The following is a 16,149-nucleotide window of genomic DNA, read 5'->3' on the forward strand; positions in this document are numbered from 1 at the left end:
CTGTCGCGGGTGGGACGGTGTGGGCTGGCAGGACCGCAGGCGCCATGGGCCGAGGCATGCCTCGGGCGGGTTGGGCAGGACGCCCTACCCCGGTCTTGCCGCGTGCGCAGGACAGCGCACGCGAGCAGGGCGCCTACGAGCCCCCAGGGACGGGTTTACGGCGTGTCCTGCCAGCCCACACCGCCCCGCCCAACCAGCAGAAAGCCAGAGCCGCTTTTGACGTTGCCGTTGCGTTGGCTCGAAGCAGGTGCAGGGCTGCAAGCCCTGCCGAGCCCCCTCCCCTTTGCGCATGTAAACGATTCCAGCGTATTTCAGCGGATCATCATTCGGCAGACACGTCACTGCAATATTGCGCAGCAGCATGCGCAACCCCGCCAGCCATGCTAAAAATCGCCCCGCCATCGCTTAGATCGATCCAAGCGAATTCAGGGATGGCCCGGAGTTGGGGACCGGAACAGCACGTACCCGAGCACCAGCGCGCTGCCCAGGCAGCCGCGCGGCTTAAGCAAAAATCGGCACCAGAAATTAGATCGATTCAAGTTCCGCGTCAGTCACCGGATCAATCCAGGAGAGAGGGAGAGAAGGCAATGAAGCATTCAACTCGTAAGCACGGTCGCGACACCTTGTCGCTCGCCGTCGCGCTGGCCTTGGCCGCAGCCGTCGCGCCGACCGGCGCCGCTGCCCAGCAGGCCACCGCACAGCCGACCACCGGCGGTACCGATGCCACCACCCTGGACAGCGTCCAGGTCACCGGCTACCGCTACGCGATCGAAAAGAGCCTGCAGCAGAAGCGCGACGCCAACGCCGTGGTCGAAGTGATCACCGCCGAGGACGTCGGCAAGTTCCCGGACAAGAACGTTGCCGATTCGCTGCAGCGCGTGCCCGGCGTAGTCATCACCCGCGATGGCGGCGAAGGCAAGAGCGTCAGCGTGCGCGGCCTCGATCCGGACCTGACCCTGACCCAGTTGAACGGCAACTACATCGCCACCTCCGAAACCAATGACGAGGCCAGCCGTTCGTTCAACTACACCCTGCTGCCGTCGAACATGCTGTCCAGCGCCGAGCTGTTCAAGTCGCCGGAAGCACGCATCGACGAAGGTGGCATCGGCGGCACGGTCATCCTGCACACCCGCCGTCCGCTGGAGATGGAATCCAACTCCGGCTACGTGACCCTGGAAGGCGTGTCTTCCGACACCCACCAGGACGTCGATCCGCAGGCGTCGGCGCTGTACTCCTGGCACAGCAAGGACGAGCGCTTCGGCGTGCTGGTCGGCGTGACCCAGCAGAAGCGCACCAGCCGCACCATGGAAGTGAGCACCGAGAACTACCAGTGGTATGGCACCGACGTCGACGCCCGTGATGTCAACGGCAACGCACTCACCCAGGGCGGTATCAACTACTGGTGGGGCAACTCCGGCTTCAACGACCAGTTCGGGCACAACTACAGCGACTTCTTCATGCCCACCTCGGTGAACTTCGCCGTGAAGGAAGAGGAGCGCGAGCGCAAGGGCGGCCAGCTGACGTTCCAGTTCAAGCCGGTCGACAACCTGACCCTGACCGCCAACTACTTCCGCTTCGAGCTGGACGGCAACTATGTGCAGAACATGCTCAAGGTTCCCGAGTGGAACATGGCGCGCTACAACGGCGACGGCAACTGGGCTGGCGGCCGCCTGCTCAATGGCCTGACCTTCGACCCCAGCGGCACCGTGGTCACCGGCGCGCAGTTCGAGAAGCTGCCGGGCAAGGCCTATTACTGCAGTGAAGACGAAGCCGCAGCCGCCGGCCTGGCCCCGGGTGGCTGGGGTCCGGACGACTGCACCATTCCGACCCCGCAGCTGACCGGCAGCTACAGCCGTGAAAAGGCGCTGTCGCAGACCGCCGACCTGACCATCGACTGGGACATCAGCCCGCTGTGGAAGGCCTCCTTCAGCGGCGGCCGCACGTGGTCCGAAGGCGGCCCGTCGATGAACTTCCGCATGTCGGCCAAGCCGCGTCGCCGCGTCAATGGCGTGTGGGAATCCGGCAACCAGTACACCGCGTGGGACCTGACCGGCACCCCGACGCTGACCGTCTCGCCGAACCTGCAGGAGGTGCTGATGAATGGCATCGCCGAAGTCGACACCGGTTCGACCGATTCGTCGTGGATGCAGACCGAGGTCAAGCAGAACCACTTCCAGGCCGACGTCACCAAGATGTTCGAGAGCGGCTGGCTGGACTCGATCCAGTTCGGCGCCAAGTACCGTGACGGCAAGGTTCACCGCAACACCGGCAACACCTACTGGGTGTGCCAGGGCGCCGATCCGGCTGACTACGACAGCCGTTACCAGGCGGGCTGCGACAACACGGCCGGCATCGCCCAGCCGGGCTTCTTCCTGTCCAACCCGATCACCGGCATCGCCGGCGGCTTCAATGCCAATGTGTTCCCGGGCATCAACTACCCCGCCTACATCGATTACCTGAACACCACCTACGGCCAGTCGCACAACCGCGTCGAAGACGACTTCGTCTACAACGTCAACGAGAAGATCTACTCGGGCTACTTCCAGGCCAACTTCCGTACCGAGCGCCTGCGCGGCAACGTCGGCGTGCGCGTGGTGCGCACCGAGCAGTTCGCCCAGTCCAGCGATTCGATCGAACGCTTCAACGACTACTTCCTGGACAACGCCTCCGGCGCACCGATGTCCTGCGATGATCCGGCGGCAGCGGCCTACCCGACCTACGGCTGCGAAAGCGGCTTCGTGCGCCTGCCCGACAACCTGGCCCGCGAGAAGACCTACGAGCTGATCGGCTCGGACCGTACCTATACCGATGTGCTGCCCAGCTTCAACATCGCCTGGGACATCACCGACACGCTGGTCCTGCGTGGCGCGGCGTCGAAGGTGGTGGCTCGTCCGAGCTACACCAGCATCGCCGCACCCGGCAGCCTGAGCTACTACAGCCCCGAGTACGTCAATGACCGCCGCGTCGCCGGCGGTGCACCGACCGAGGGCTGGGCCGGCAGCGGCAGCAACAAGAACCTGGAAGCCTTCAAGGCCACCCAGTACGACCTCGGCGTGGAGTGGTACTTCATGCCGGGCGCCGTCGCCGGTGTCGGCCTGTTCCGCAAGGACATCAGCAACTTCACCGTGCCGATCGTGCGTGACGTGCAGATGGAAGTCGGCGGCGACATGGTGACAGTGCAGAACTACAGCACCCAGGCCAACGGCCGTGACGCGGTGTCGCAGGGCGTGGAAGTCTACGGCCAGTACACCTTCGACTTCGGCCTGGGCGTGCAGGCCAACTACACCTACAACGACACCAACCTGGCCTCGATCGAGCTCAACGGCGAGAACCTCGGTGCCTCGCCGCTGGTGGGCAGCGCCAAGAACCAGGCCAATCTGACGGTGTTCTACGAAACCGACCGGTTCCTGGCCCGTGCTTCGTACAACCGTCGTGGTGAAGTGGTCGGCGGCCTGGTCAACGGCATGACCCAGTACAGCGAACCGTACGACCAGCTTGATCTGAACGTGGCGTACAACTTCACGGAAGCGCTGACCTTTACCGCCTCGGTGCTCAACGCCACCAAGTCCGAGCAGCGCATCTACCTGGGCAGCGACACCCAGTCCCGCCTGATCTCGAACCTGTACTCGGGCCGCCAGATCTACTTCGGCGCGACCTACAAGTTCTAAGCCGGCACAACGGTCCTCCACGGCAGCCACGCTTTTACAGGTGGCTGCCGTTTTTTTGTAGAGCCGAGCCCATGCTCGGCTGCCGTTGATCTGCGCAAAGCGCAGCCGAGCATGGGCTCGCCTCTACAGAAAAGCGGGTTAACGCGCGGCGTCCAATGCCTTGCGCAATGCCGCCACCGTGGCGGTGCTGGTCTGGCTCCAGTCCGGGTCCAGGCCGCGCAGTACCGGGTTCTGGAACTGCATGTCCGAGCGCCGCAGGCCCTTGGCCGAGGCGTGCAGTTCGCTGCAGCCGGTGTGCCGGGCCACCGCGGCGATGTTGGCCGGGCCCAGGCCGGCACCGGCCATCACGCTGATGCGCCCCGCGGCCTGGGTGACCAGCGCGGCCAGCACCTTGCTGCCGGCCTCTGCACTGACCTGCCCGCCCGACGTCAGCACACGCTGGCAGCCGAGACCGATCACCTGCTCCAGCGCCGCGGAGAGATCGCGTGTTGCGTCGAAGGCGCGATGGAACGTGACCTGCAGCGGCCCGGCGGCCTGCACCAGCTCGCGGCACAGCGGCAGGTCGATGTCACCCTGCGCATCCAGCGCGCCGACCACCACGCCATCGCAGCCCAGTGCGCGGCACTGCGCGATGTCGCGCAGCATCAGCTCGGTTTCCAGGGCGTCGTAGTGGAAATCGCCGGCACGCGGGCGCACCAGCACGAACAGCGGAATGGACAGCCGTTCGCGGGCAATGGCGATGCTGCCGAAGGACGGCGTGGTGCCGCCTTCGGCGAGGTTGTCGAACAGTTCGATCCGGTCGGCACCACCGGCCTGCGCGGCGATCGCCGAGGCCACCGAATTGCTGGCGATCTCCAAGCCCAGGCGCACGCTCACGCCTGGGTGCTCGTGTAGATCGACGGCGAGTCGCGCAGGTCGTCCTGGCGCTGCCCGTCGCACACCGCGTAAACGAAGCCGCGATGCAACGCGTACGCGCCGACCTCGCCCTGCTTGTTCATCGCCAGGAAGCAGACCTGCAGCGTCCTGCTTGCCTCGGGGCGCTTGCGCACCACCCGGTCGATGGCCTCGCGGCAGGCCTGGGCCGGCGTGCGCCCCTGGCGCATCAGCTCGACCACCAGGAACGAGGCCGCGTTGCGTATCATTTCCTCGCCCACGCCCGAGGCCGTCGCCGCGCCGACCTCGTTGTCCACGTACAGGCCGGCACCGATGATCGGACTGTCGCCGACGCGGCCGTGCAGCTTCCAGGCCATGCCACTGGTGGTGCAGGCGCCAGCGAGGTTGCCCTTGGCATCCAGTGCCAGCATGCCGATGGTGTCGTGGTTGTCACTGTTGCCGGGGATGCCGCGGCGCTCGGCGTTGATCTGCGGCTGGTACTTCTCGGTCTTCAGCCACTCGCGCCACGCCGCCTCGGCCCGCGGCGTCAGCAGGTGCTGGCGCTCGAAGCCCTGCTGCACCGCGAACTGCTGCGCGCCCTCGCCCACCAGCAGAACGTGCGGGCTGTTCTCCATCACTTTGCGGGCCACCGATACCGGGTGCAGGATGTCGACCAGCGCGGCGACCGCACCACATCGGCCATCGCCGTCCATGATGCTGGCGTCCAGGCTCAGCACGCCGTCGCGATCCGGGTTGCCGCAATGGCCGACGGTGGGATTGCACAGCTCGCTCTCGGCCCAGCGCGCACCGGCCTCAACCGCGTCCAGCGCGCTGCCGCCGTTGGCCAGTACCTTCCATGCCGCCTGGTTGGCCGGCACGCCGAAATCCCAGGTTGAAACGACTTTCGCCCCGCCCTGCCCGCGCGCCTGCACGCCCGGCAAAGCCGCCATGCCTGCGGCCAGTGCTCCGGCCTGAAGGAACTGCCTGCGATCCACCATATCCGCCTCCGTCGTCCGTCCGGCCGTCGGCAGGCTGCCGGCAGCCCTTGCTGTTGTTCTTATGCCGGCGTGCGTGCCGCGTGCCAGACCGCCGCGCCGAGTACGCCCAGCTGGCCGTGCTCGACGCGCCACACCGGCACCTGGCGCAGCACGTCGGTCAGCACGCCCTTATTGAGGAAGCGCTCGCGGAAGCGGCCATCGGCAAGGAAATCCTGCACGTGCGCGGAGATGCCACCGGCCAGATAGACCGAGCGCGCGCCCACGGCGATCGCCGCGTCGCCGGCCAGGCTGCCCAGCCATGCGCAGAACACCTGCAGGGTCTCCACCGCCACCGCATCTTCGCCGCTGCGTGCCGCGCCGATCAGCGCCTCGGTGCTGGTCCACTGCGGGGTCGCGCCGCGCAGCTCGCACAGGCACGGGTAGAGGTTCATCAGGCCACTGCCGGACAGCACGCGCTCGTTGTCCACGTGCGGCCAGCGCTGCAGCAGCTGGCCCAGCACCTGCAGTTCCAGCGCGTTGCCGGCGCCCAGCGCGGCGTGGCCGATCTCGCTGGCCAGCACCGGGCGATCGCCGTCGGCAAAGCGCAGCGCCGCACCCAGGCCGGTCCCCGCGCCCAGCACCAGCGCCGGGAACGCCTGCGCCGGATCGGCATCGCCGTTCAACGGCACCAGGGTGTCGGCCTGCAGGCAGGGAATGGCCAGCGCCACCGCTTCGAAATCGTTGATCAGCTGCAGTTCCTGCAACCCGGACTGCGCGCGGGTGATCGACAGCGAGACCGTCCACGGCAGGTTGGCGTTTATCAGCACATCGCCATCGAGCAGGCCGGCAATCGCCACCACGGCGGTGCTGACCGGCTGGCCGAGACTGGCAGTGAAGTCGGCGAGGATCGCGGCCAGGCTCGGATGATCGGCGCAGGCGTAGGTGCGGTAGCTGCCCAGTCGCGGGGTCTGCCCCGGCGTGGTCTCGGCCAGGGCCAGACGGGCAAAGGTGCCGCCGACGTCGGCCACCACCAGGCTGCGCGGATCATTGCCGTGGGGGGCACCGCTGCCAGCGGAAGGGCTGGCCAGATCGGAAAGTACCGGGGACGCTGCTGCAACGTTCACACTGGCCTGCTTGAATCGATTGAATCGTGTCGATTCTCAGGCATTGAACGCGCTTTGCCAACGCTGCGGGACCCGGGTGCAGCGAACCTGCACCCGGCCCGGCCGCATCAGGGCTGAGCCGTCTGCAGGCTGTAGCGGGTGGTGGCGGTGAACACCGTGCCGTCGGGCTGGGTCGAGCGCACCTCGACCTTGTGGCTGCCCACCTCGAGGTTGGTCGGCAGCGCGCCACGCCACAGGTGCGGCGATGCGGTGGCTTCCGGCGAACGATCATAGCCGCGCAGGGCGTCGGCCGTGTCATCGGCCACGTTCTCCACCAGCAGGCGCGGGTCAGGCTGGCTGACCTGCTTCATCGGCTGCCAGGCACCGCCGTCAACGCGGAACTCGACCACGCTGGTGTCTTCGCCCATGTACACGTTGGCGTACACGCCCCATGCCGGGTAGGCACCCTGGCGCAGCACCTTCGGCGCATGCAGGCCGATCTGGTCGCTGGCCGGGGCACCGGCCACGCGGTACTGCAGGCGGTAGCTGCCGTTGCCGGCCACGTCCAGCAGCGCGTAGCCCTTCGGCGTGCCATCGCTCATGGTGCTGTCCGGCACGCCCGCGGCATTCTTCACGCCCGACCAGAACGCGCCGCAGTTGGCACCGACGTTGTACTCGTGCAGCGGCTTCTCACCCTGCCAGCCCTCGGCCTTGCCGTGGTAGACATGCTGCTGGGTGTGGCTGTGGCCGCTCAGCACCAGCACGTTGCGGAAGTCCTTGAGCAGGTCGAACAGGCGCTGGCGGTCGGCGTGGCGGAAGGTCTCGCGACCCGGCGCGGCGTCGAACAGCGGGATGTGCATGCCCAGCACCAGCAGGCGGTCCTTGCGCAGGCCCTTCAGGTAGCCGGCCAGGAAGGCGAACTGGTCCTCGCGCAGGCCACCGACGTACTTCGGCTTGGCGTTGGGATCGTAGACCACGTCATCGAGGAACACGAAGCTGGCACCGCCCTCTTCCACCGCGTAGGTGTCCGGGCCGTAGATGTTGCGCCAGCTGTCCAGCGAGTGGTCGTCGTTGGCGGCATCGACATCCAGGTCGTGGTTGCCCGGCACATGGAACCACGGCACGCCCAGTTCGGTGGTGACCTTGTTGATGGCCGGGTACAGGCTCAGGTCGTCGTTGACGATGTCGCCGAGGGTGGTGCCCAGGCGCGCCTTGGTCTGGCCCACCAGTGGCGCCACGATGGACTGCTGGTAGTAGCCAATGTCCTTCAGGGTGGCGGTCTGCGAATCGGTGAAGACCAGCATCTGGAAGCCGCGGCGGCTGTCATGGCGGTCGGACTGCAGGGCGAAATCCCAGCCACGGTCGGCCGCGCCGGTGGCGGCGATGCCGCCGTACTTCAGCGCCGGCGAACCGGTCGGGCGGTAGTGGCGCCAGAACGTCGGCAGGCCGTCGGCCGCCTTCGGGAAGTTGTAGGCATCGGGCTTGATGACGAACACGGTCTGCCCATCGCGCACCGGCAGGCTGTAGCTGCCGTCAGCGGCGGTCTTGACGATGGTTTCGCCGTTGGAGACCTGCACGCCGGCCAGGCCCGGATCGGTCGCGCCGCGACCTGGCCTGCCGTCGCGTTCGAGATAGACCTTGCCACTGACCACCGTGTCGGCGGCCCAGGCCGGCGAAGTCAGCAACAGGCAGCACAGCCAGGCGGCGGGCAGTTTCATGGGGGCGGTCCGGGAAAGAAAGACCGCCCATTGTAGATTCCGTTGATGACATCACGCACGCGGTGTCGCATGGCCCTGTAGAGCCGAGCCCGTGCTCGGCTGGCTTGAAGCTCCAGAGCAGCCGAGCATGGGCTCGGCTCTACAAACCCCTTAACGGTGGCGCTGTTCCAGCACATCACGCGCATCCTGCAGCGACAGCCCGCGCGCGCGCAGCAGCACCAGCAGGTGATACAGCAGGTCGGCCGATTCGCCCAGCAGGGCCTCATCGTCCTGCGCCACCGCGGCCAGCGCGGTTTCCACGCCCTCCTCGCCCACCTTCTGCGCGATGCGGCGGATGCCACCTTCGAACAGCGAGGTGGTGTAGCTGCCCGGCGGACGCTGCGTTTCGCGCACAGCCACCAGCTGGCCCAAGCCACCGAGGAAGTCCTTCGGCGCGCCATCGAAGCAGCTTTCAGCACCGGTGTGGCAGGTCGGGCCGGCCGGACGTGCCAGCACCAGCACGGTATCTGCATCGCAGTCCACGCTGATCGACTGCACCGCCAGCACGTGGCCCGACTGCTCGCCCTTGGTCCACAGGCGATGCTTGCTGCGGCTGTAGAAGGTCATGTGCCCGGTCACCTGGGTGATGTGCAGCGACTCGGCGTTGACATAGCCCAGCATCAGCACCTGCAACGTGTCGGCATCCTGGACCACGGCCGGCAGCAGGCCATCGCCCTTTGCCCACTCCAGCGATTCCAGCGCCTGCGGCGAAGGGCGTACTTCAATAGACATCTCGAACCTCGATCTGCTGTTCGCGCAGGTAGCGCTTCAAATCTGCAATGGCGATGGCGCCGCTGTGGAACACGCTGGCAGCCAGCGCGCCATCCACATCGGCCTGGTCGAAGGCCTGGGCGAAATGCTCCATCGCACCGGCACCACCGGAGGCGATGAGCGGCACGTTGCACAGCGCTCTGACCTGGCGCAGCTGCTCCACATCGTAGCCACGGCGCACGCCGTCGCTGTCCATGCAGTTCAGTACGATCTCACCGGCACCGCGGCGCTGCGCCTCGACGATCCAGTCCAGCGTGCGCAGCGGCACGGCCTGGGTCTTGCTCGGGTCACCGGTGAAGCGACGAACCCGCCATTGGCCATCGTCCTCGCGCACCGAATCGACACCGACCACCACGCACTGCACGCCGAACTCTTCGGCCAGTTCAGTGATCAGTTCCGGGCGACCCAGGGCCGGCGAATTGATCGACACCTTGTCAGCACCCGCAAACAGCACCCGGCGCGCGGTGTCCACGCTGTCGATGCCACCGGCCACGCAGAACGGGATGTCGATCAGGCGCGCGATGCGCTCGATCCAGGCCACGTCCACCGAACGTGCCTCGGGGCTGGCACCGATGTCATAGAACACCAGCTCGTCGGCGCCCTGGTCACGGTAGCGCTGGGCCAGCTCGGCGATGTCGCCCATGTCGACGTGGTCGCGGAAACGCACGCCCTTGACCACGCGGCCATCGCGCACGTCCAGGCAGGGAATGATGCGGCGGCTCAACATGCCAGTGCCTCGCCCAGGTCCATGCGCTGCTCCAGCAGCGCCTTGCCGAGGATGGCGCCGCCGCAGCCGGCAGCGCGTGCTTCGGCCACGTCGGCCACGTCACGGATGCCACCGGACGCCTGCACCGCAACGCCCGGCAGCAGCGCCGACAGGTGGGTGTAGAGGCTGATGTTGGGGCCGGCCAGCATGCCGTCGCGGGCGATGTCGGTGCACAGCAGGTGGCGCATGCCGGCGCGCGCGTAGCGCTGGGCCAGGTCGTCCAGGGTCACCCCGGCATTCTCGGTCCAGCCGTGCACCGGCAGCTGCCACTGGCCCTGCGCGTCCTGGCGGGCGTCGAGGGCAATGGTGATGCGTTCGGCGCCGAATTCATCGAGCCAACCCAACACTTCGTCGGGGCGGCGCACGGCCAGCGAGCCGACCACCACGCGGTTGGCACCGGCATCGAGGATGCGCGCCACGTCATCGCGACCGCGCACGCCGCCACCGGTCTGCACCTGCAGCGGCGTGTGCTGGCGGATCGCCGCCAGCAGCGGGGCGAGGGTGTAACCGCCGGCGCGTGCAGCGTCCAGGTCGACCAGGTGCATCCACTGCGCGCCCTGCGCGGCAAACGCCTGCGCGCGCGGCAGCGGATCGTCGCCGTAGGAGGTTTCCTGCGCGTAGTCGCCCTGGCGCAGGCGCACCACGCGGCCTTCGCGGATATCCAGTGCGGGGTAGACGGTGAAACTCATGCAGCAGTGCCCTCGAGGAAATTGCGCAGCATCAGCGAACCGGTATCGCCGGAACGCTCGGGGTGGAACTGGGCGCCGAAATAGCGGCCCTGCTCGATCACGGCGGTGAACAGGCCGCCGTGGTCGCAGGCGGCGACGCTGTGGGCGTTCAGCGGCGCGGCATAGCTGTGCACGAAGTACGCGCTGGAACGGTCCGGCACGCCCTGCAGCAGCAGCGACGGACGCAGCGCCAGCAGCCGGTTCCAGCCCATGTGCGGTACGCGGATGCCACAGGCCGGCACCAGCTTGCGCACCGTGCCGGGAATCAGGCCCAGCGCATCCACGCCGGTCTCTTCGGAACGCTCGAACAGCAGCTGCATGCCCAGGCAGATGCCCATCAGCGGCACCTCCAGGCGGCGCAGCGGTTCAACCAGGCCCTGCGCATGCAGGCGCTGCATGCCCGGTGCCGCGGCTCCGACGCCGGGCAGGATCACCCGCTGCGCGCCGACCAGGCCCTCGGCATCGCGCACCAGGCGCACGTTCGCGCCCAGTCGCTCCAGCGCGTAGCGCACCGAACCGAGGTTGGCACCGCCGGCATCGATCAGTGCAACCTCGCTCACAGCGCCCCCTTGGTGGTCGGCAGCGCGGTGCCCTGCCGGGCCAGCGCCGGGCGCAGTGCACGCGCCAGTGCCTTGAAGCAGGCTTCCACCTTGTGGTGGTCGTTGTCGCCGCGCACCTGCAGGTTGAGGTTCAGGCCGCTGGCATCGCACAGCGAACGGAAGAAGTGCGGCACCAGCTCGGTCGGCATGTCGCCCACGCGCTCGCGCTTGAACTCGCCTTCGAACACGAAATACGGCCGGCCGCTGAAATCCAGAGCAGCGCTGGCCAGGGTCTCGTCCATCGGCAGGGTGAAGCCATAGCGGCCGATGCCGCGCTTGTCACCCAGCGCCTCGCGCAGCGCCTGGCCCAGGGCCAGCCCAGTGTCTTCGATGGTGTGGTGTTCGTCGATGTGCAGGTCACCCTCGGCCTGGATGTCCAGGGCGAAGCCGCCGTGCTTGCCGATCTGCTCCAGCATGTGGTCGAAGAACGGCAGGCCGGTGGAAACGTGCGCGTCACCGGCGCGATCCAGGTCCAGTTCGACGCGGATCTTCGTTTCCTTGGTATTGCGCTGGACCACGGCGGTGCGCGGTGCATCGGCCAGGGCGTGGGCGATGCCCGCCCAGTCCCACTCGCCACCGAACTGTTCGGTGCGCAGCTGGAAACCACGGATGTTGAGGTTGTCGGCGAACTGCAGGTCGGTGATGCGGTCGCCGACCATGCCCGATCGCGCCCAGTCGATGCTGCGGTCCTGCAGGTAGGCGGTCATCAGGCCGATGCCCGGCTTGCGGGTGGGCGCGTTGTCCTGCGGCCAGCTGCAGTCCACCAGCACATCACGGAAGCTGATGCCCTGGCTTTCGAAGATCTGCAGCATCAGGTCGTTGGGGCCATCGAAGCTGGCGCGCGGGTAGCTTTCGCTGCCCAAGCCGTCCTGGTTGGTGACGATGACGAACTGGTAGCCGGCGTCGCGCAGCTTCAGCAGCGCAGGGATCACCTGCGGCACGAAGCGCAGCTTCTCGTAGGCGTCGATCTGGAAGTCGGCCGGCTCCTCGATGAGGGTGCCGTCGCGGTCGATGAACAGGATGGGGGTCATGCAGCAGCCCTCCGGGCCGACAGGGCCGCGAGCACGCGGTCGTTTTCTTCGGGGCTGCCGATGCTGATGCGCAGGGCATCGCCCAGCTGCGGTGCGGCGCGCTGGTCACGCACCACCACGCCGGCGGCCAGCAGCGTATCGAACGCGGCCTGCGCATCGGCGAAGCGGACCAGCAGGTAGTTGCCGGACGAGCGGTACACGCGGCGCACGCCGGGCAGGCCCGGCAACGCGGCGAACAAACGGTCGCGCTCGGCGATGACCGTGGCCACGCGCTCGGCGGTACGGGCCAACGCGGCCGAGCGCAGCGCCTGCACGGCCAACTCGGCACACGGCGTCGGCACCGGGTACGGCGCCTGGCAGCGACGCAGTACGGCAATCAGTTCCGGCGCGGCGATGAGAGTGCCAATGCGCGCCGCAGCCAGTGCATGCGCTTTCGACAGCGTGCGCAGCACGGCGAGGTTGGCGTGCGCGGCCAGCAGTGTGGTGGCCGACACACGCTGCGCGTACTCGACGTAGGCCTCATCGACCACCACCAGGGCCTGCCCGCGCAGCGCGGTGGCCACGCGTTCAATTTCGGCCAGGCCGATATCGCTGCCGGCCGGGTTGGACGGCGCACACAGGAACACCAGCTTGGCGCCCTGCGCGTGTGCCGTGCCGATGACCGCGTCGAGATCGGGGCGCAGGCCGTCTTCGCCATCGACCAGCGGCACGTCGATCAACGGCGCACCCTGCAGGCGCGCACAGACCGCGTACATGCCGAACACCGGCGAGGTCACCAGCACACCGTCGCGGCCGGGCACGCACAGGGCGCGCACCAGCAGGTCGATGGCTTCATCACTGCCCCGCCCGACCAGCAGCTGCTGCGGCTGCACGCCGTACAGCGCAGCCAGTCCTTCGCGCAGCGCCAGCGGCTGCGGCTCGGGGTAGCGTCGGCTGCTGCCGGCGCTGTCGGCGGGATTGGCCCAGGCCGATTCGTTGGCGTTCAACCAGACCTCGCCCTGCACGGTCGCACTACGCGCCGAGCTGTAGCCGGCGAAGGCCCGCAGGTCCGGGCGCACCAGCGCCAGCACGTCATCGATGACGGCGCTCATGCGGCAGCCTCCATGCGCAGCGCCACGGCACGCTCATGCGCGTCGAGGCCTTCGGCGCTGGCGATGATGCGCGCGCAGCCGCCGATCGCGGCCAGGCCTTCGGCGCTGGCGCTCTGCACGCTGATCAGATTCTGGAAGCTGGCGACGCTGACGCCGCTGTAGGCACGCGCGGCACCGGCGGTGGGCAGCACGTGGTTGGTGCCGCTGCAGTAGTCGCCCAGTGCTTCGGGGGTGTAATCGCCGAGGAACACCGAGCCCGCGGCCTGCACCTGGCCCAGCCAGTCACGCGGTGCGCGCAGGGCGAGGATCAGGTGCTCGGGTGCGTAGCGGTTGCTGATCGCGAAGGCGTCTGCCAGCGCGTCGACCTGGATCAGGCGCGAGGCCGACAGGGCCTGGCGAGCGATCTCCTGGCGCGGCAGCAGCGCGACCTGACGCTCCACTTCCGCTTCGACCGCCGCCAGCATCGCCGCATCGTCGGTCAGCAGCAGCACCTGCGAATCCGGGCCGTGCTCGGCCTGCGACAGCAGGTCAGCAGCCACGAACGCCGGATTGGCACCGGCATCGGCGATGACCAGCACTTCCGAAGGTCCAGCCGGCATGTCGATGGCGGCGGCGCCGTCCTGGGCGACCTGCTGCTTGGCTTCGGTGACGAAACTGTTGCCCGGCCCGAACAGCTTGTCGCAGGCCGGAATGCTTGCCGTGCCGTAGGCCATCGCGGCGATGGCCTGGGCACCGCCCAGCTTGAACACGCGCTGCACGCCGGTCAGGCGCGCGGCCACCAGCACCGCAGGATCGGCCGTGCCATCGGCGCGCGGCGGCGTGCACAGCACGACCTGCGGGCAACCGGCCAGCTGCGCCGGCACGCCCAGCATCAGCGCAGTGGACGGCAGTGGTGCGCTGCCGGCGGGCACGTACAGCCCGACGCGGCCGATCGGCCGCAGCATGCGTTCGCAGACCACACCGGGCGCGGTTTCCACCGCATAGCCCTTGCCCATGCCGGCTTCGTGGAAGCGCGTGATGCGCGCGGCGGCTTCGACCATGGCCTGGCGCAGTTCGGCCGGCACGGCGGCTTCGGCTGCAGCAAATTCAGCGTCGCTGACTTCAAACGAGGCAAGTTCGACGCGATCGAACCGGGAGGTGATCGCACGCAGCGCCTCGTCGCCCAGCGCCCGCACCTGTGCGATCAGCGCGGCCACGGCATCACGGGTCCGCTGCGCCACGGTCTGTACCGGGCGGGTCAGCGCCGCGCTGCGGGCGGCTTCATCGAGTTGTGACCAGATCAGACGATTCATGCCAGCGACCGCTCCACGCTCAGTACCATCAGGCCCTGTGCGCCGGCGCGCTCCAGTTCTTCCATGCGCTGCCAGGTCAGCGGACCCGGGCACATGGTCTGCAGGCGCAGTGCACCGCCATCTGCAGGCAATCGCACCAGCGGTTCGGCATCGGCCAGCAGCTGCGCCAGCGCATCCACGCGGTCCTCGCTGGCGCGGAACATCAGCAGCTTGCGATCCTGCTTCTGCACCACGCCGTCCAGGCGCCGCAACAGCATGCTGCGCAGCCCGGCGCGGGCGTCGTCCGGCACGCGCACCGCACCGGCCAGCACCGCTTCGCTGTCCAGCAGGTTGTGCACCGGGGTGAGCTGGTTGGCGCGCAGGGTGGCGCCGCTGGAGACCAGGTCGCAGATCAGTTCAGCGGTGCCCAGGCGCGGGGCGATTTCCACCGAGCCGGAGAGTTCAACCACCTGTGCGTCCACGCCCTGCTCGGCCAGCCACTGCTTGAGGATGGCCGGGTAGCTGGTGGCGATGCGGGTGCCGGCCAGCTGCGCCGGGCCTTCCCACTGCCATTCCTCGGGCACGGCCAGCATCAGCCGGCACTGGCCGAAGCCCAGCCCGCGCAGGGCCTGGTAGGCGTCGGGCAGGCCGATCTGGCGGCGTGCGGCAGCCTGCTCGTCCAGTTCGTTGCGGCCGACGATGCCGAGGTCGCAGACACCGTCGGCGATCAGGCCGGGAATGTCGTCGTCGCGCACCAGCAGCAGGTCCACCGGCAGCGATTCGCCGTAGCAGAACAGCTTGTCGCGGCTTTCGCGCCAGCTCAGGCCGCAGGCGCTGAGCAGGTTGCGGGCGGGTTCGGCAAGACGGCCACTCTTCTGGATGGCGATACGCAGCCGGTCACGTGCCGGCGCTGCCTGGGTTGCACTCATGGGGGAGGTCTCTAAGTTCGGAACGGGGCGCGGATCAGCGCGAAGCAAGGCGGTCGACGGCGGCGGCATAGCCTCGATGGCCATGCTCGAGGGTGCGTGCCACCCGTCCGGTGGTGGTCACGCTGACGCCGGTGCGTTCGTGGATCTCGCGGTAGGGCACGCCCTGCTGGAGCAGGGGGACGACCTTCCAGCGGTCGGCCATGGCTTCAAGCTCGGCCGGGGTGCAGAGGTCGCGCAGGAAGGCGAGCACCTGATCGGGTTCGCGCAGCGCGGCAAAGGCCTGGGCCAGGGAGTCGAGGTCGGCCTGGGGGTCTTTGGCAGCGATGTCGGGGCGGGCTTTCAAGGGGAGGATTTTGCATCAATGTAATAGCGTGTTAGTACATTAATGCATTCTTGCGCGGTGCGTCAAATTTGGGGTTGGGGGCTTGGCAGGGCTGCCGCCCTGCACCCGCACAGCCGGAGCAACGGCAAAAGCTGGGCTACTGAGGGTTGGCGGGGAGGGTCCGGTTGAGGGGGACGCTGCAAGTACGTCCCTGTAAGCTCGGTCGCCGCATCCATGCGGCTCACGCCCCCTCAACCGGACCC

The 16,149-nt window shown here is 68.1% G+C and carries 14 protein-coding genes; 1 reads left to right on the forward strand and 13 read right to left on the reverse strand.

The features are described from left to right. Window positions 1-587: 587 nt before the first annotated feature. On the forward strand, window positions 588-3,668 hold the full coding sequence (locus DCO49_RS15720) for a TonB-dependent receptor (RefSeq protein ID WP_116864828.1): 3,081 nt from the start codon (window positions 588-590) through the stop codon (window positions 3,666-3,668). Between the two features lie 138 nt (window positions 3,669-3,806). Here the strand turns inward: DCO49_RS15720 and DCO49_RS15725 are convergent, their stop codons facing one another. The 13 genes from DCO49_RS15725 to DCO49_RS15785 form a co-directional block, all read right to left on the reverse strand. Beyond that, window positions 3,807-4,544 (reverse strand): copper homeostasis protein CutC, encoded by a 738-nt coding sequence (locus tag DCO49_RS15725; RefSeq protein WP_116864829.1) that lies wholly within the window; start codon window positions 4,542-4,544, stop codon window positions 3,807-3,809. Further along, the gene (locus DCO49_RS15730; RefSeq protein WP_116864830.1) at window positions 4,541-5,539 is read right to left on the reverse strand and encodes a N(4)-(beta-N-acetylglucosaminyl)-L-asparaginase; all 999 of its coding nucleotides are present in this window, start codon (window positions 5,537-5,539) and stop codon (window positions 4,541-4,543) included. Before DCO49_RS15730 ends, DCO49_RS15725 begins: the two co-directional genes overlap by 4 nt. Before the next feature lie 59 nt (window positions 5,540-5,598). Then, window positions 5,599-6,642, reverse strand: coding sequence for a glucokinase (locus tag DCO49_RS15735; RefSeq protein WP_116864831.1), 1,044 nt, complete (start codon window positions 6,640-6,642; stop codon window positions 5,599-5,601). Between the two features lie 107 nt (window positions 6,643-6,749). After that, window positions 6,750-8,339, reverse strand: coding sequence for a calcineurin-like phosphoesterase family protein (locus DCO49_RS15740; RefSeq protein ID WP_116864832.1), 1,590 nt, complete (start codon window positions 8,337-8,339; stop codon window positions 6,750-6,752). Window positions 8,340-8,489: 150 nt separating this feature from the next. After that, on the reverse strand, window positions 8,490-9,110 hold the full coding sequence (hisIE, locus tag DCO49_RS15745; protein ID WP_116864833.1) for a bifunctional phosphoribosyl-AMP cyclohydrolase/phosphoribosyl-ATP diphosphatase HisIE: 621 nt from the start codon (window positions 9,108-9,110) through the stop codon (window positions 8,490-8,492). Then, window positions 9,100-9,876 carry an imidazole glycerol phosphate synthase subunit HisF gene (gene hisF / locus DCO49_RS15750; RefSeq protein WP_116864834.1) on the reverse strand — a complete coding sequence of 259 codons (777 nt, stop codon included), beginning with the start codon at window positions 9,874-9,876 and terminating at the stop codon, window positions 9,100-9,102. Before hisF ends, hisIE begins: the two co-directional genes overlap by 11 nt. Next, window positions 9,870-10,604, reverse strand: a complete 735-nt coding sequence (gene hisA / locus DCO49_RS15755) for a 1-(5-phosphoribosyl)-5-[(5-phosphoribosylamino)methylideneamino]imidazole-4-carboxamide isomerase (protein WP_116864835.1) — start codon at window positions 10,602-10,604, stop codon at window positions 9,870-9,872. Before hisA ends, hisF begins: the two co-directional genes overlap by 7 nt. Continuing rightward, window positions 10,601-11,203 carry an imidazole glycerol phosphate synthase subunit HisH gene (gene hisH, locus DCO49_RS15760; RefSeq protein WP_116864836.1) on the reverse strand — a complete coding sequence of 201 codons (603 nt, stop codon included), beginning with the start codon at window positions 11,201-11,203 and terminating at the stop codon, window positions 10,601-10,603. The genes hisA and hisH overlap by 4 nt, the downstream gene beginning before the upstream one ends. Continuing rightward, a complete protein-coding gene (gene hisB / locus DCO49_RS15765; protein WP_116864837.1) occupies window positions 11,200-12,273 on the reverse strand; it encodes a bifunctional histidinol-phosphatase/imidazoleglycerol-phosphate dehydratase HisB in 1,074 nt (357 codons plus the stop codon). Before hisB ends, hisH begins: the two co-directional genes overlap by 4 nt. Next, on the reverse strand, window positions 12,270-13,364 hold the full coding sequence (gene hisC, locus DCO49_RS15770) for a histidinol-phosphate transaminase (protein ID WP_116864838.1): 1,095 nt from the start codon (window positions 13,362-13,364) through the stop codon (window positions 12,270-12,272). The genes hisB and hisC overlap by 4 nt, the downstream gene beginning before the upstream one ends. Beyond that, the gene (hisD, locus tag DCO49_RS15775; RefSeq protein WP_116864839.1) at window positions 13,361-14,656 is read right to left on the reverse strand and encodes a histidinol dehydrogenase; all 1,296 of its coding nucleotides are present in this window, start codon (window positions 14,654-14,656) and stop codon (window positions 13,361-13,363) included. Before hisD ends, hisC begins: the two co-directional genes overlap by 4 nt. After that, a complete protein-coding gene (hisG, locus tag DCO49_RS15780) occupies window positions 14,653-15,564 on the reverse strand; it encodes an ATP phosphoribosyltransferase (protein ID WP_079221702.1) in 912 nt (303 codons plus the stop codon). The genes hisD and hisG overlap by 4 nt, the downstream gene beginning before the upstream one ends. A 34-nt stretch (window positions 15,565-15,598) precedes the next feature. Further along, window positions 15,599-15,907, reverse strand: coding sequence for a YerC/YecD family TrpR-related protein (locus DCO49_RS15785; protein WP_108768699.1), 309 nt, complete (start codon window positions 15,905-15,907; stop codon window positions 15,599-15,601). Between the last annotated feature and the right edge of the window lie 242 nt (window positions 15,908-16,149).

Source organism: Stenotrophomonas sp. SPM (assembly GCF_003105135.1).
Classification (GTDB): Bacteria; Pseudomonadota; Gammaproteobacteria; order Xanthomonadales; family Xanthomonadaceae; genus Stenotrophomonas.

Coding starts and splice junctions, on each gene's coding strand:
- DCO49_RS15720 (WP_116864828.1), top strand. CDS start 588: ATGAAGCATTCAACTCGTAAGCACGGTCGCGACACCTTGTCGCTCGCC.
- DCO49_RS15730 (WP_116864830.1), bottom strand. CDS start 5,539: ATGGTGGATCGCAGGCAGTTCCTTCAGGCCGGAGCACTGGCCGCAGGC.
- DCO49_RS15740 (WP_116864832.1), bottom strand. CDS start 8,339: ATGAAACTGCCCGCCGCCTGGCTGTGCTGCCTGTTGCTGACTTCGCCG.
- hisIE (WP_116864833.1), bottom strand. CDS start 9,110: ATGTCTATTGAAGTACGCCCTTCGCCGCAGGCGCTGGAATCGCTGGAG.
- hisF (WP_116864834.1), bottom strand. CDS start 9,876: ATGTTGAGCCGCCGCATCATTCCCTGCCTGGACGTGCGCGATGGCCGC.
- hisA (WP_116864835.1), bottom strand. CDS start 10,604: ATGAGTTTCACCGTCTACCCCGCACTGGATATCCGCGAAGGCCGCGTG.
- hisB (WP_116864837.1), bottom strand. CDS start 12,273: ATGACCCCCATCCTGTTCATCGACCGCGACGGCACCCTCATCGAGGAG.
- hisC (WP_116864838.1), bottom strand. CDS start 13,364: ATGAGCGCCGTCATCGATGACGTGCTGGCGCTGGTGCGCCCGGACCTG.
- hisD (WP_116864839.1), bottom strand. CDS start 14,656: ATGAATCGTCTGATCTGGTCACAACTCGATGAAGCCGCCCGCAGCGCG.
- hisG (WP_079221702.1), bottom strand. CDS start 15,564: ATGAGTGCAACCCAGGCAGCGCCGGCACGTGACCGGCTGCGTATCGCC.